We start from the raw sequence: 13,728 nt of genomic DNA, 5'->3' as shown, positions 1-13,728 counted from the left end.
AATTTGAGCTTCGGTCATGTCCTTCCCTAAGAATCTAATAACATTGTCAATTTTTGCTGTAGTTGCGCCTACAGTATTTGCAGAGCAATCCCCATCTTCTATCCCTGTTCAGACCATGGACACGATTCAGGTGCAAGCTCATCCATTGGTGCAGACTGCGGCGGATTTCGCGGTAGCGGATCATGTTGTAGATCAGAAAGCCTTGTCTGAACGTGCAACCACCATTGGAGATGCATTGGCAGATGAACTGGGCGTATATTCTAACCAGTTTGGTACGGGGGCCAGCCGTCCGGTGATTCGTGGGCAAGATGGGCCACGTGTCAAAGTCTTGCAGCATGCTTCAGAGACAGCCGATGTTTCGACGTTATCTCCAGATCACGCCGTCACCGTCGATCCGATTTTGGCAAAACAGGTCGAAGTGATTCGTGGGCCATCGACGTTACTCTATGCAGCAGGAACAGTGGGTGGTCTGGTCAATGTCACCGATCAGAAAATTCCAACGCAAATGCCTGAAGATGGTCTGGAAGGTACAGTCGGTCTGCGCTATAACACCGGTAGTGATGAGAAACTGGCGAGTGCAGGAATTACGGCTGGAATTGGTGAAAACTTTGCTTTGCGTGTAGAAGGCTCAAAACGTAAGGCCAATGATTATATTGCACCAGATTATGTCGTTGAAGAGTCTCATGGAGATCACTCACATTTTCATAAACAGCGCCGTGTAGACAATACCTTTGCCGAAGGGCAAACGGTGAATATTGGCGGTTCATGGATCCATGACCGTGGTTTTGTTGGTTTGTCTTATAGCGACCGTCAGGATCAGTATGGTCTGCCAGGACACAGCCATGAATATCATGGCTGTGAAATTCATGGCGATCATTTTCACTGTCCAAAACCGGGCGAAGATGAGCATGATCATGAAGAAACAGCGGGGCCGTGGGTAGATTTAAACTCTGAGCGTTATGATGTTCGTACCGAGCTAGAACAACCTTTTGCCGGTTTTGACAAGTTGCGTGCGCATGCCAGCTTTACCGATTATGAACATGATGAACTGGAAGAAAATGCAGTCATCAGCAACTTTAAAAGTAAGGGTTATGATGCACGTTTAGAGCTGGTACAGGTTCCTGTTGCAGGTTGGGAAGGTGTCATTGGCACCCAGCTTTCACAGCAGAAAATTAATTTATCGGCTCCAGAATCGCATAGTCATGCAGAACACGATCATGAAGGACATGAACACGATCAGAGTGAGCATGCGGATCATAATCATGATGTGTTGATGGCAGATACCAAAACCCAAAAATACAGCCTTTTTGCTTTAGAACATAAGCAGTTCGGCGATGTTCATGTTGAACTTGGAGCACGTGTCGATCATCAAAAAGTAAAAGTGGATTCGGAGCAAAAAGATTATTCCGGTACGGGTGTTTCTGCCTCTGCCGCTGCGAATTGGGAGTTTGCACCGAATTACAAACTGTCTGTAGTGGGATCACATCAACAGCGTTTGCCTCTAGCGCAAGAGCTGTATGCTGATGGTCTGCATTTTGCGACCAATACCTATGAAGTGGGGAATCCTGATCTTGATAAAGAAAGGTCAAATAATCTTGAATTAGGTCTGCACTATGCAGGGGATAAACTGGATTACCATGTGCATGTCTATCACAACTGGTTTGATGATTATATTTATGGCGAAACGGTAGCGCAGAAAGGTAATTTGCGCGGCGTGCAATATACCCAAGACCAGGCCAGATTCTATGGCACTGAGGCTCAAGCCGGTTATCAGATCAATGATATGTACAAGCTGAGTGTCTTTGGCGATTACGTGCGTGGCAAAATTGAAGCTGAGAATGCACCACGTATTCCTGCCGGTCGCTTAGGCAGCAAAGTGGAAGCAGATTTTGCCGATGGCTGGTCAGGTCTGGCTGAATATTATCATGTCTTCAATCAGGACAAAATTGCCAGTTATGAAGAGGAAACCCAAGGCTACAACATGGTCAATCTGGGCTTAAGCTATACCAATACCCTTGCAGATAACAAGGCTTATCGGGTGTATTTCAAGGCCAATAACCTGCTCGATGATCAGGTCTATTCCCATACTTCATTCCTGTCGAATATTCCGCAAGTCGGTCGTAACTTTAGCGTCGGTGTGCAGTATGATTTCTAAGGCAGTGATGAAATAACTGACCAAATCAAAGAGATGTCACTGAAATTGACTTGAAAAATCATCTGATAAAACCTAGCCTGAGCATATTGGGTTAGGTTTTTTCTTATGCGTATCTTTCAACGAATTCACAATAAACTGAACTGGTCAAATCGCCGTTATGCGGCATTGATTATCAGTCTACTGGCGGTCAGTTATCTGGCATCTGCTGTTTATCATACTTATAAGCCTTTACCAGAAGGTCTGAATTACACCGGCAAGCTGCGCCATGCCGAAGTCAAGTTTCTGGCCGATCGGACTTATCTGGATGCCGAAGGAAAACAGCACTTAGATCATCGTATTTTTAATGAAATGCTGAAGATGATTGAAGAGGCCAAATCACTGATTGTACTGGATCTGTTTTTATTTAATCAGCAAACCGGTGCCTCGACACAGGAACATCAGGCATTGAGTCAACAGTTGAGCGATGCCTTAATCAGTAAACGCCTGTTGCAACCGCAAGTTGAAATCAAGTTCATTACCGATCCGATCAATTCAGTCTATGGCGGAATTCAGTCCGAGCAGTATCGCAAGTTACGTCAGCATGGTATAGATGTGATTGAAACCAATCTGATCCCTTTGCGGGCGTCCAATCCGAGCTGGTCGGGGTTCTGGTATTTATGTTGCCAGGGCATTGGTAATAATCCGGAAAAAGGCTGGTTACCGAATCCATTTGGCCCAGAAAAAATTACCCTGCGCAGTTATTTTGATTTATTTAACTTTAAAGCCAATCATCGTAAAACTTTGGTGGTAGACACCGATCAGGGCTGGAAAGCGCTGGTCACCTCCATGAATCCGCATGATGGGAGTTCGCGGCATTCCAATATCGGTTTATTGGTCTGGGGAACCACAGCCGTGGATATTCTGAGAACAGAACAATCGGTCGGCATCATGTCACAGGCCAATATGCCAGCCATTATCGCGGGTGATTTTCAGGCAGAATCTACCCAGCCACAGGTGCAGGTCCTGACGGAAAAAGCCATTTATGATGCGACTTTAAATCTGATTCAGACGGCGAAAAAAAATGAACAGATTGATCTGGCCATGTTTTATCTGTCCGAGCGCAAGATTATTAAAAGTCTGATCGCGGCGCATGAACGCAAGGTTAAGGTTCGGGTTTTACTCGATCCCAATAAAGATGCCTTTGGCCGTGAGAAAAACGGGATTCCAAACCGGCAGGTGGCTTCGGAACTGCACAAGGCAGGCATTGATGTACGCTGGTGCAATACCCAGGGTGAGCAATGTCATAGCAAAATATTGATGAAGCGTAATGCTCAACAGGCTGAAATGATTTTAGGTTCGGCCAATTTCACCGCACGCAATCTGAAAAACTATAATCTGGAAACCAATATGCGCGTGCTGGGTCAGCATCAGGCAGAAGTGTTTAAAGATGCCCAACAATATTTTGATGGTGCATGGTCAAATCTGAATGGCCGTGTGATGAGTGTGGACTATAGACAATATGAAGACAATTCATGGTCTAAATATTGGCTGTACCGCTTTATGGAATGGAGCGGCTGGTCGACGTTTTAGCATCTCTAATAATCTCCCTAAATCCCTCTTTTGAAAAGAGGGACTTTACCTCCCTTTTTTAAAGGGAGGGTAGGAGGGATTTTTTAAGGCTCCGGATTCGGTGGAACCAGTTCATCCAGTTCTTTATCGGACAATGCTTCAAGTTCAGCAAGATCCGTTTTAATTTTCCATTGCTCTTCATGGTCGACCGGATTGGGTAAACGCGCTTCTAGCCAGTCACAGACTACATCTGGCGGGAAATTGGCATGATTACATTGAATCACCCAAGACAAGAAATCTTTGGCGACACCATTCATATACGGTGGTGGCGATACTGGCAGGAACTGAGTCGGAAGACGTTCATTTTTAGAAATATAATTCAGGACATGACCTAGTTCCTGTACGGTCTGCCAAGCCAACGGATGATCTACATTGATCTGAAATTTAAACCACCATGCCTGTTTGCCATCTGAACCATAGCTATCAATCCGTTCTTTTTGAACACTCGGCACTTTAGAAAAATATTCATGTAAACGATCGAAATTTAAATCAGACACAGTATTCAACTCGAAACATTAAAAAAGTGATTTTAGCATAAAGCAGTCGCCTGCCGATGGGCCTGCTAGATTGAAAATACGCAGGCACATTACAAAAAATTGCAGGGTCAGTAAGCGTATTCATATTTTCTGCATTTATTTTGTTTAAAATATAAACGAGTGATTGAGAGGAAGCTCAAATGAAAATAGTGTTATTGAGTGCAATATTTGCTGCATTGCTATTGGGGGCTTCTGCACAGACGATGGCCGGAAACGCTTGGGGCGGATATACAGGGGTTGAACGTTCTAAGCCGAATTACCGCGCTGCACCATCACGCTCTTATGATCCACCACGGCACTCTTATCCGCAGCGTCCGATGCCACCTAGACCACATTACCCGCAACGACCGACCCATTGGGGTTATCCGCCTGCTCAAAGTCAAAGTGGTCTCAATATCCAGTATCAGGCACCGACCACGATTTATCAAAATTCCAATAGCTATAGCTGGGTGAATGGCGATCCGAATGTGGCTCGAATTGAAAGTTCAAGATATAGCGTTATCAGTGACTGGCAGCGTCTGGGCTTACCTGCACCACCGCGTGGCAGTTACTGGATTTATGAAAATGGACGTTATGTGCTGGTGCCGAATCGTTAAGTTAAAAATCCCCCTTTATTCAAGGGGGATTTTTTATATCAAGCCAACTCATCATCTTCCGGACGAGGCGTTTTGCCTTGTGGCACTGGTTTCTCGCTGTGTTTGTCACGAATCACCGATGGATAGGTCCATGACGCATAGCGCACCACTAAAATGGCAAATGCCATAATCAGGATCGAACCGGTAATAATCACCAGATCCATACTGGCTTTATGCGTGTGCTGAATGTCCGCAATGAGCAAGCGGGTCAGTGCGGTAATGGCAATATAAATCAGGAAGCGTACCGGCATATGATTGGTTTTAAAATAGATCCCCACCATGGCACCGAGTTCGAGATAGATGAACAGTAAAAGAATATCGTCAATGGTGGCGAACTGTTTCACGGTCAGAATATCGATGACGGTATGGCCAGCGGACCAGATCACCATACAGCCAATAATAAACAGCGCAATATAATGAAAACTTTCTACAGCAAGATTACCAAAACGGTCGAGGAGGGCTTCAAGTTTTTCAACTTTGGGATGGGGTTTCGGCATAAGATCCTCCTGATTTTTATGTGATATAAACAATACTTATAGAATAACCTGCAAAAATTATGCACAGAATGATTGGATGAAAAATAAAGATTAAATTATTTGAACTTTTGCGCTTTTTTTAGACTAAATTGCTATATTGTATGGGTGGTACATTGAATAAATAGGAGAAAAAAGTGTTAGATAAAATTCAAACAAAAATTGACCAATTAGAAGCCGGAAAAAAATTAATCCTCGGCGTAGGCATTAAGGCTGAAGATATGCAAAAGGTGGTGGAACTCTGCGAGTCTTTAGAGTCAGAGGGGAATATCAAAATTGTGAATAAACATCTGAATCCGAAAAGCAATAATCAACCGGATTCTTTAATGATTCAGAAAGTTTAAGTTTCGAATTGCAATCAAAAACGCCTGCATCAAGCAGGCGTTTTTGATTATGGCTGTTTCAGCTTAAGCTTGAGTCGTGAAGTAATCTTCAGAGAAGTTCATGATCAGGTCAGAACCTGATTTTACTTTGGTGATGCGTAGAGCCAGCTCAGGCAGAATGCGTTGCACAAAATAATTCGCCAAAGCCAGTTTGTTTTGATAGAACTCGCCCTCTTTATTTTTCGCAGCATTGGCAATACGTGCGAACATATACGAGAAGCTGAGCAGACCGACAGCGTGCAGATAGTCGACCGCGGTCGAGTTCGGGAAATCATGACTTTCTCTTGCTGCTTCCAGAATAAACTGAGTCACCGATTCGACTTCAGTCGCTGCATCCAAAGTGGCGTCTTTAATGAAGTTTAGGTCTGCATCCAGACTGTTGGCAAAGTCACGGATTTCAGAGATATATTCAGAGATATATTCACCGCCACATTTAATGGTTTTACGACCGATTAAATCTTGTGACTGTACGCCGTTGGTGCCTTCATAGATCTGGGAAATACGCAGGTCACGGATACATTGTTCCACACCCCATTCACGGATATAGCCATGACCACCAAACACCATTTGCGCATCTAATGTTGCCTGGAAGGCAGTATCGGTTAAATAGGCTTTTGCGATTGGCGTGAGTAGTGCCACGCGGTCATTGGCTTTTTTCACCGCTTCTGGATCGGTAGAGAACTTGGTAATGTCCAGTTGCTGACCGACATAAACTGCAAAGGCACGAGACGCTTCATTGTTGGCACGTACATTCAGCAGCATACGGCGTACATCACCATGCACCAGAATACTGTCCGCCGGTTTGTTTGGTGATTGAACGCCAGCCGCACTGCGACCCTGTAAACGGTCTGTGGCATATTGTGCAGCATTTTGATAAGCAAATTCAGAAGCACCTAAGCCCTGAATCCCCATGGACAGGCGTTCATAGTTCATCATTACGAACATTGCAGCGAGACCTTCATTTTCTTTACCAACGAGGTAACCTTTCGCACCGTCAAAGTTCATTACACAGGTTGCTGATGCCTTGATTCCCATCTTGTGTTCGATTGAACCTGGGCCGACCGGGTTACGTTCGCCAATAGAACCATCTTCATTCACCAGGAATTTCGGTACGATGAAGAGGGAAATACCACGAGAGCCGGCAGGCGCATCTGGGGTTTTTGCCAGAACTAAATGAATGATGTTTTCCGTCAGGTCATGGTCACCGCCAGTGATGAAAATCTTGGTGCCGCTGATGCTATAAGTGCCGTCTTCGTTACGTTCAGCTTTGGTCTTGATAATACCCAGATCAGTACCGGCATGTGGTTCAGTTAAGCACATGGTGCCTGACCATTCGCCCGAATAAATTTTAGGTAAATAGGTTTCTTTTTGTGCTTGTGAAGCATAGCTATTCAACGCCATGCCTGCACCAACAGAAAGCAGTGGATACAGCATAAAAGATGGGTTGGTCGCGAACAGCATTTCATCAGAAAGTACTGTCAGCATTTTCGGCATTTCCTGGCCGCCCCATTCCATATCTGCGCCCAGACCAATCCAGCCGCCTTCTGCATATTGTTTGAATGCTTCTTTAAAGCCAGCAGGTGTGGTCACATTGCCATTTTCAATTTTTGCGCCTTCTTCATCACCTGTACGGTTCAGTGGAAGCATGACGTTTTGCGAAAATTTTGCCATTTCTTCAAGAATCGCTTCTGCTGTCGCAGCATCCAGATGCGCTAGATTTTCATTGGCCTGCCAGAACGGTTCTGCATTGAAGACATCGTTCAGGATGAATTTCATATCGGCAAGTGGCGCGTTATAAATTGGCATGGTGTGTCACCTGTTTATTGTTTGATTAAATGAGTTTTAATCAGTCTAAAACACTCAAAATCTGAATGTTAGACGACTAAAGGTTAATTCTGTAACTCTTTATAAAGAAAAAGGACTGCCTGTTGATTGACCGTCCTTTTTCTGAAATGTAGCTAGTCTGAGACTAACTTAGAATGCGAAATGTTCTGCATCCAGGTTCATCAATGGCTCTACACCTGTTGCGATCACGTCAACATGTGAACGAACGCGTGGCAGGATTTTCTTGAAGTAGAAGCGTGCAGTGGTCACTTTGGCATTGTAGAAGTCAACTTCAGTGGTGCCAGCAGCCAGTTGCTCTTGAGCAACCAGTGCCATACGTGCCCATAGGTAAGCCAGGGTGACATAACCAGAGAAGTACAGGTAATCGACCGCAGCTGCACCGACTTCTTCAGGGTTTTGCATCGCACGCATACCAATTTGCATGGTCAGGTCGCCCCATTCCTTGTTCAAGGCAGCCAATGGCTCAACGAATTCTTTCATTGCAGCATTGTCTTTGTGCGCTTCAGCAAATTTGTGGATCATCTTGGTGAAGTCTTTCAACATCGCACCTTGCGTACCCAACACTTTACGACCTAACAAGTCCAGCGCCTGAATTTCAGTGGTACCTTCGTACAAACAGGCAATACGTGTATCACGTACGATTTGCTCCATGCCATGCTCAGAAATAAAGCCATGACCACCGAAGACCTGCACACCGTGTTTCGCAGCTTCAGAACCGGTTTCAGTCAGGAATGCTTTTGCGATTGGGGTAAGTAGAGACAAGATATTGTCTGCAAATTTACGATCGGCTTCTTCTACAGCATGTTCAACCACGTCCGCATATTGCGCCAACAGGTAAACCAGTGCGCGACCTGCTTCAGCATATGCTTTTTGGGTTAGCAGCATGTTACGTACAGCTGGATGCACAATGATTGGATCTGCTTCTTTTTCCGGGTTTTTAGGGCCAGACAGTGAACGCATCGCCAGACGGTCTTTGGCGTAGGCAAGTGCACCCTGGAAAGAACCTTCAGACGCTGCCAGACCTTGTACTGCCGTACCGATACGTGCGGTGTTCATGAAGGTGAACATGCAGTTCAGACCACGGTTTTCAGGGCCAATCAGGAAGCCTTTCGCGTTATCGAAGTTGATCACACAGGTTGCGTTACCGTGGATCCCCATTTTATGTTCGATTGAACCACAACGTACGCCATTGCGATCGGCAATAGAGCCATCGGCATTCAGGTTGAACTTCGGTACGATGAATAATGAAATACCTTTGGTACCTTTCGGTGCGCCCGGTAAACGTGCCAGTACGATATGGATGATGTTTTCAGCCATGTCGTGTTCACCCGCAGAGATGAAGATTTTCTCGCCAGAAATGGCGTAGCTGCCATCTGCTTGTGGCTCGGCTTTGGTACGGATAATACCCAGGTCAGAACCTGCATGCGACTCGGTCAGGCACATGGTACCCGTCCACTCACCTGAAACCAGTTTAGGCAGGTAAGCATCTTTTTGTTCAGCTGAACCGTGGTGTTCTAAAGTACGAACCGCACCGTGAGACAGGCCAGGGTACATGCCCCATGCCCAGTTCGCAGTACCGACCATTTCAGAGATGGTAATCCCTAAAGAGTTCGGTAAGCCTTGACCGCCATACTGTTCTTCAGCAGAAAGTGAAGGGAAGCCCAGCTCGATGTATTTTTGATACGCTTCTTTAAAGCCTGTTGGTGTAGTCACCACGCCGTCATTCCAGGTACAACCTTCACGGTCGCCCGCCTGGTTAATCGGAGAAAGTTCATTTTCACAGAAATCAGCCGCAGCTTCTAAGTACTGATCTACCAGTTCACGGCTTACGTTTTCTTGGAATGCAGGGAGATTTGCATAGTGTTGTTCAGCATTTAATAATTCATGCAACACAAATTGCATATCACGTAAAGGCGCTTTGTATTGTGGCATATCGGTTTCCTCAATACTGGTTTAACCAGCGTTATAATCTTAGATGAACTAAAAACGTATCTTCACTGACACGGTTTGGAATGATTCTAATCCTGCAACATCTTCCCCTGCGGTACAAGCTTTTCAGGGGGATTTCTTGGTGACTGTAAAGTCAAAGATTAATATGCATGACGTATTAAACATATTGAGTATAAAGGCTTTAGTCATATTTTGTATGATACGAATAGTCAACTATCCAGGGTAAATAGCACGCAATAAAAAAGCACCCGAAGGTGCTTGTCGTGAATCATTGATTCCTATGCATTAATAGGCAGATGTTTTGGGCTGGAAACGAACATGACATTGACCATTCACTGTTTGTTCACCTGCTTTGATCTGTGCAGCAGTACCATCTTTCTTGCCTTGACAGGCTTGCAGCATTGCTTGTTGTTGTGCCTGACGCTGAGCCAGACGTTGATCAAACTGTTTGGTCAATTCTGCACGTTTTGCATCAGTTAATGCTTCACCGCGCATCATGCCACCACGGACATCGGCACGCATTGGACGATGTTCACCTTTCATACCGCGGTGTTCGCCGCGCTCGCCTTTCATGTTTTTACGATCGGCTTTAAAAACGATAGTGCAATTGCCATCAATGGTTTTATCACCGGCCTTGATTTGAACCGCTGAACCTACGGCTTTATTGTCACAGGCCTGTTGCAGCTGTTTGGCAAATTGCAGACGTTCCGCACGCTTTTCCTTAAACTGCTCACGCTGTTCAGGCGAAAGATGATGCTGTTTTTTACCCTCATGATGATGTTTCATCATTTGGCGATGCTCATTGTTCGGTACATTACTGGTAGATTGACAGGCAGTCAAAGCCCCCATAGAAAGAACACTGGCGCTGATTAAGGCTATTTTTGTCATGGCTTGCATTGTATTTATTCCCGTCAAGAACCTGATTTTATGTCAGGTAAAGATTAAACAATAAAGATGAAGAAACAATGAAGAGTTTTTTGATGCCATGTTCGCTACAATAATGAATATAGAAGAAAAATTGAGATTTCTGTTTTGAACATTCGTCGTATTCCGATTGCATTACGTCTATTTTTGACCGTACTGTTGACCACGCTGGTTATTACCACAGTGAGTCTGGGTGTACTGCATCTGAATATGCAGCGTAATTTCGCCCGCTATGTGGCTGATGTCGAAATGCAGAAACTGGATTATGTGATTAAAAATCTGGCGGATGTCTATGCGGTGTATCAGGACTGGGGCAATGCGATTCAGGCCCAGATTCTACAAATGGAAGGGGAAGCTGCGCCAGATGATTATGACCGTTTATCACGCTGGTGGCTGCGCCGTCAGTATGATATTGCCTTGCAGCAGCGCTATTTTCAGGAACAGACCCTGGTTCAAGTCGCACCCAGTATGGTCGATCCGGCTTTGCCACCGCGTCAGGTCAATGAAGAAGAGTTACGCCTCCTGGCTTCCAATCTACCCTCGCAGTTTCAGCCCTTTGAAGGCCTAAAATTTCCGCTGAGTTCCAATCAGAATCTGTTTAGAACTGACCGTAAGAATGGCGAACAAGCAGCACAGCAGCCGACCGGCAAGAAGCAGTTTATCCAGATGCCGGACCGTCTTGGTCTCAGTTCACGTCTTTCGCTGTATGATGCAAAACGGCGCTTTGTGGTCGGTGAGGCTTCAGATGAGCAGATTTCCTATCGCCCGATTATGGTGAATAATCAGATTGTCGGCTATCTGGGCTTAAAGCCGGTTCTGGATCAGGATGATGCCTTAAGTATTAATTTTTTTAGTAATCAAAAGCGTTATTTGTTCTTGGTCTATGCGCTCAGTATTTTGGCCAGTCTGATTGCCTCCTTGTTATTGGCGACTTATTTCAAGAAACCAATTCAACGTTTGCTGAATGGTACGCGTGCTCTGACCCAAGGCAATTATCAGTATCAGGTCAAAGTCAACCGCAATGATGAATTGGGTGATTTGTCCAATGAATTAAATGCCTTGGCTGTGATTCTGGATCAGCATGAAACCTCACGCCGTCAATGGGTGGCAGATACCTCACATGAATTGAAAACGCCACTGGCGGTATTGCAGGCACAGATTGAAGCGATGCAGGATGGGATTCGTAAACCCACCCCTGAACATTTTGCTTCCATGCTGGCGCAGGTCACCAGCCTGAAAAAACTGACACAGGATCTGGCCGCATTGGCACAGGCCGATGCGCAGCAATTGCAATTTTACTTCTCGACGGTGAATCCGTGGGAGGTGGTACAGCAGGAACTGATCAACTTCCAGCCAAACTTTGAACAGGCCAAATTGACGGTCACCGCAAATGGCGAAGATACTGAGTTAAATCTGGATCTGGACCGCTTTAAACAGATTGTGGCGAACTTGCTCAGTAACAGTATTCGCTATACTGAAGCGGGCGGGCAGGTGCATATTCATAGCATGCAGGATGAGAAAGAATGGAGCTTATATGTCGATGACAGCCCATTTGGTTTGAGCGATGAGCAACTGGCGCGGATTGGCGAGCGTTTCTACCGTGTCGATGATTCGCGTACCCGGGCGACTGGCGGAACTGGGCTTGGTTTGGCATTATCATGTAAAATTACGCAGGCGCTGGGTGGCAGCTTAAGCTTTGCGCATTCACCACTGGGTGGTTTACGCTGCAAACTGAGTTTTCCTAAACAAATGAAACCCTAAAGGAAATATATTGATGAAACATGTCATGCTGGTTGAAGATGAAATCGAACTTGCACAATTGGTGCGAGACTATCTGGAAGCTGCTGGTTTTGAGGTCAGTATGTTTCATGATGGGCAGGAAGCATATAACAGTTTTACCCAGCGTAAACCGAGTCTGATGATTTTGGACTTGATGGTGCCGCGTATGGACGGTCTGACCATTTGCCGTAAAGTGCGTGAACAGTCAGATTTGCCGATTATTATGGTGACCGCGCGTACCGAAGAAATTGACCGTGTGTTGGGTCTGAATATGGGTGCAGATGATTATCTCTGTAAACCATTTAGTCCGAAAGAACTGGTTGCGCGCGTACAGGCTGTGTTACGTCGTCTGGATCGTAAATCAGAACCGGAAAGCAATGATTTATTTCGTATGGACAAATCACAACAGCGCATCTGGTATCAACAAAAAGCCTTGAATTTAACGCCGACCGAATTCCGTTTGCTGGAGTTATTCCTGGAACATGTCGGACAGGTCTATTCACGTGCGCAATTGCTGGATCATATCAATCCGGACAGTTTTGATGTCGCAGACCGGGTCATTGACAGTCATATCAAGAATTTGCGCCGTAAGATTTCAGATGCGGCTGAAACCGGTAACCGCCATGAGTGGATTCAGGCAGTGTACGGTGTTGGTTACCGTTTTGAATATCCCGAAGACTGATTAAAAAATAAATGTGGATGTAATTATTAACCATCCACATTTATTTAAACTTGTACTTTCAGAAAATATAAATCGTTAATCTGGTCCCATAAAAACTCATAGTCTTGCATGAGTGTAATATCGTTTCCGTAAGGCTTAGGAGTTCTATAACTTAATATCGTTCCTTCTTTGTACGTACTTTTATGCCTGAAATCAAAATCACGGGTATCATCTGAATATTTTATTTGGTTGCAATAGTGGGCATGATCAGTTGCGAGAATGAAATAACAAATGTCGACTCCATTTTTCTTGTAAAGTTCTAAATTTGAAAGATCTTTAAAGACATCGTAGCGGTTGTTAGGTTCCCGATGGTTACTTTTCTTAAAGAATTTTAGTTCTATAGCAGCACAAGTTTGATGATTACCATCTTGATAACGAATTAAAATATCAATTCTTGCTCGCTCAGATTGACTCTTAATACTCGTTGTTTTTAAAGGTAAAAATGTTTCAAACTCTAAATGGAATTTGTCGCTTAACCTAAACTCATATAACTGCCCAAGTGTTTTTAAAATATGTCCTAGTTCTAATTGGAAAGCACTTTCGTTATGTGTAATTAATCCTCCAAATGCGAGTTTGTGAGTAAGCAGCTTATATGCTGTTTCAATAATTTCATGTGTCAGTTTAGTTTGATCAATTTTTTGCATGTTTTTTGAGTCTAT

At 44.7% G+C, this 13,728-nt stretch carries 12 protein-coding genes; 6 read left to right on the top strand and 6 right to left on the bottom strand.

From position 1 onward, the window contains the following. Nucleotides 1-16: 16 nt before the first annotated feature. Both znuD and LOZ91_RS07480 read left to right on the top strand, forming a co-directional pair. Nucleotides 17-2,155, top strand: coding sequence for a zinc piracy TonB-dependent receptor ZnuD (znuD, locus tag LOZ91_RS07485; RefSeq protein ID WP_244782931.1), 2,139 nt, complete (start codon nucleotides 17-19; stop codon nucleotides 2,153-2,155). A 105-nt stretch (nucleotides 2,156-2,260) separates the two neighbouring features. Continuing rightward, nucleotides 2,261-3,724: a phospholipase D-like domain-containing protein gene (locus tag LOZ91_RS07480; protein ID WP_244782929.1), complete on the top strand. Its 1,464-nt coding sequence runs from the start codon at nucleotides 2,261-2,263 to the stop codon at nucleotides 3,722-3,724. Between the two features lie 83 nt (nucleotides 3,725-3,807). Here LOZ91_RS07480 and LOZ91_RS07475 read toward each other — a convergent pair whose 3' ends face one another. Further along, on the bottom strand, nucleotides 3,808-4,260 hold the full coding sequence (locus tag LOZ91_RS07475; RefSeq protein ID WP_005095738.1) for a hypothetical protein: 453 nt from the start codon (nucleotides 4,258-4,260) through the stop codon (nucleotides 3,808-3,810). Nucleotides 4,261-4,439: 179 nt separating this feature from the next. Here LOZ91_RS07475 and LOZ91_RS07470 point away from each other — a divergent pair, with 179 nt between their 5' ends. Next, nucleotides 4,440-4,895, top strand: coding sequence for an RcnB family protein (locus tag LOZ91_RS07470; RefSeq protein WP_005095740.1), 456 nt, complete (start codon nucleotides 4,440-4,442; stop codon nucleotides 4,893-4,895). 38 nt (nucleotides 4,896-4,933) lie between these two features. Here LOZ91_RS07470 and LOZ91_RS07465 read toward each other — a convergent pair whose 3' ends face one another. Continuing rightward, the gene (locus LOZ91_RS07465; RefSeq protein WP_005095743.1) at nucleotides 4,934-5,431 is read right to left on the bottom strand and encodes a phosphate-starvation-inducible PsiE family protein; all 498 of its coding nucleotides are present in this window, start codon (nucleotides 5,429-5,431) and stop codon (nucleotides 4,934-4,936) included. 173 nt (nucleotides 5,432-5,604) lie between these two features. On the opposite strand from LOZ91_RS07465, the gene LOZ91_RS07460 reads away from it, so the two are divergent. Then, nucleotides 5,605-5,811, top strand: a complete 207-nt coding sequence (locus LOZ91_RS07460) for a hypothetical protein (protein ID WP_005095746.1) — start codon at nucleotides 5,605-5,607, stop codon at nucleotides 5,809-5,811. Between the two features lie 63 nt (nucleotides 5,812-5,874). On the opposite strand, the gene LOZ91_RS07455 is transcribed toward LOZ91_RS07460, so the two are convergent. The 3 genes from LOZ91_RS07455 to LOZ91_RS07445 form a co-directional block, all read right to left on the bottom strand. Further along, on the bottom strand, nucleotides 5,875-7,656 hold the full coding sequence (locus LOZ91_RS07455) for an acyl-CoA dehydrogenase C-terminal domain-containing protein (RefSeq protein ID WP_244782927.1): 1,782 nt from the start codon (nucleotides 7,654-7,656) through the stop codon (nucleotides 5,875-5,877). Between the two features lie 168 nt (nucleotides 7,657-7,824). Continuing rightward, a complete protein-coding gene (locus LOZ91_RS07450) occupies nucleotides 7,825-9,627 on the bottom strand; it encodes an acyl-CoA dehydrogenase C-terminal domain-containing protein (RefSeq protein ID WP_005095752.1) in 1,803 nt (600 codons plus the stop codon). A gap of 303 nt (nucleotides 9,628-9,930) precedes the next feature. Continuing rightward, nucleotides 9,931-10,542, bottom strand: coding sequence for a hypothetical protein (locus LOZ91_RS07445; protein WP_244782925.1), 612 nt, complete (start codon nucleotides 10,540-10,542; stop codon nucleotides 9,931-9,933). 135 nt (nucleotides 10,543-10,677) lie between these two features. Here LOZ91_RS07445 and baeS point away from each other — a divergent pair, with 135 nt between their 5' ends. Next, nucleotides 10,678-12,330, top strand: a complete 1,653-nt coding sequence (gene baeS, locus LOZ91_RS07440; RefSeq protein WP_005095758.1) for a sensor histidine kinase efflux regulator BaeS — start codon at nucleotides 10,678-10,680, stop codon at nucleotides 12,328-12,330. Nucleotides 12,331-12,343: 13 nt separating this feature from the next. Then, on the top strand, nucleotides 12,344-13,030 hold the full coding sequence (locus tag LOZ91_RS07435) for a response regulator (RefSeq protein WP_004278304.1): 687 nt from the start codon (nucleotides 12,344-12,346) through the stop codon (nucleotides 13,028-13,030). A 44-nt stretch (nucleotides 13,031-13,074) separates the two neighbouring features. Here LOZ91_RS07435 and LOZ91_RS07430 read toward each other — a convergent pair whose 3' ends face one another. Continuing rightward, nucleotides 13,075-13,713: a hypothetical protein gene (locus tag LOZ91_RS07430; RefSeq protein WP_225553108.1), complete on the bottom strand. Its 639-nt coding sequence runs from the start codon at nucleotides 13,711-13,713 to the stop codon at nucleotides 13,075-13,077. Between the last annotated feature and the right edge of the window lie 15 nt (nucleotides 13,714-13,728).

It is taken from the genome of Acinetobacter sp. F-1 (assembly GCF_022869025.1).
Classification (GTDB): Bacteria; Pseudomonadota; Gammaproteobacteria; order Pseudomonadales; family Moraxellaceae; genus Acinetobacter; species Acinetobacter pseudolwoffii.
Note: the sequence above shows the minus strand (reverse complement) of the source record. Positions and strands in the feature narration are given on the sequence as shown.

Bases quoted from the DNA above. Each gene is read 5' to 3' on its own strand.
- znuD (WP_244782931.1), top strand. From the start codon at position 17: ATGTCCTTCCCTAAGAATCTAATAACATTGTCAATTTTTGCTGTAGTT.
- LOZ91_RS07480 (WP_244782929.1), top strand. From the start codon at position 2,261: ATGCGTATCTTTCAACGAATTCACAATAAACTGAACTGGTCAAATCGC.
- LOZ91_RS07470 (WP_005095740.1), top strand. From the start codon at position 4,440: ATGAAAATAGTGTTATTGAGTGCAATATTTGCTGCATTGCTATTGGGG.
- LOZ91_RS07465 (WP_005095743.1), bottom strand. From the start codon at position 5,431: ATGCCGAAACCCCATCCCAAAGTTGAAAAACTTGAAGCCCTCCTCGAC.
- LOZ91_RS07455 (WP_244782927.1), bottom strand. From the start codon at position 7,656: ATGCCAATTTATAACGCGCCACTTGCCGATATGAAATTCATCCTGAAC.
- LOZ91_RS07450 (WP_005095752.1), bottom strand. From the start codon at position 9,627: ATGCCACAATACAAAGCGCCTTTACGTGATATGCAATTTGTGTTGCAT.
- LOZ91_RS07445 (WP_244782925.1), bottom strand. From the start codon at position 10,542: ATGCAAGCCATGACAAAAATAGCCTTAATCAGCGCCAGTGTTCTTTCT.
- LOZ91_RS07435 (WP_004278304.1), top strand. From the start codon at position 12,344: ATGAAACATGTCATGCTGGTTGAAGATGAAATCGAACTTGCACAATTG.
- LOZ91_RS07430 (WP_225553108.1), bottom strand. From the start codon at position 13,713: ATGCAAAAAATTGATCAAACTAAACTGACACATGAAATTATTGAAACA.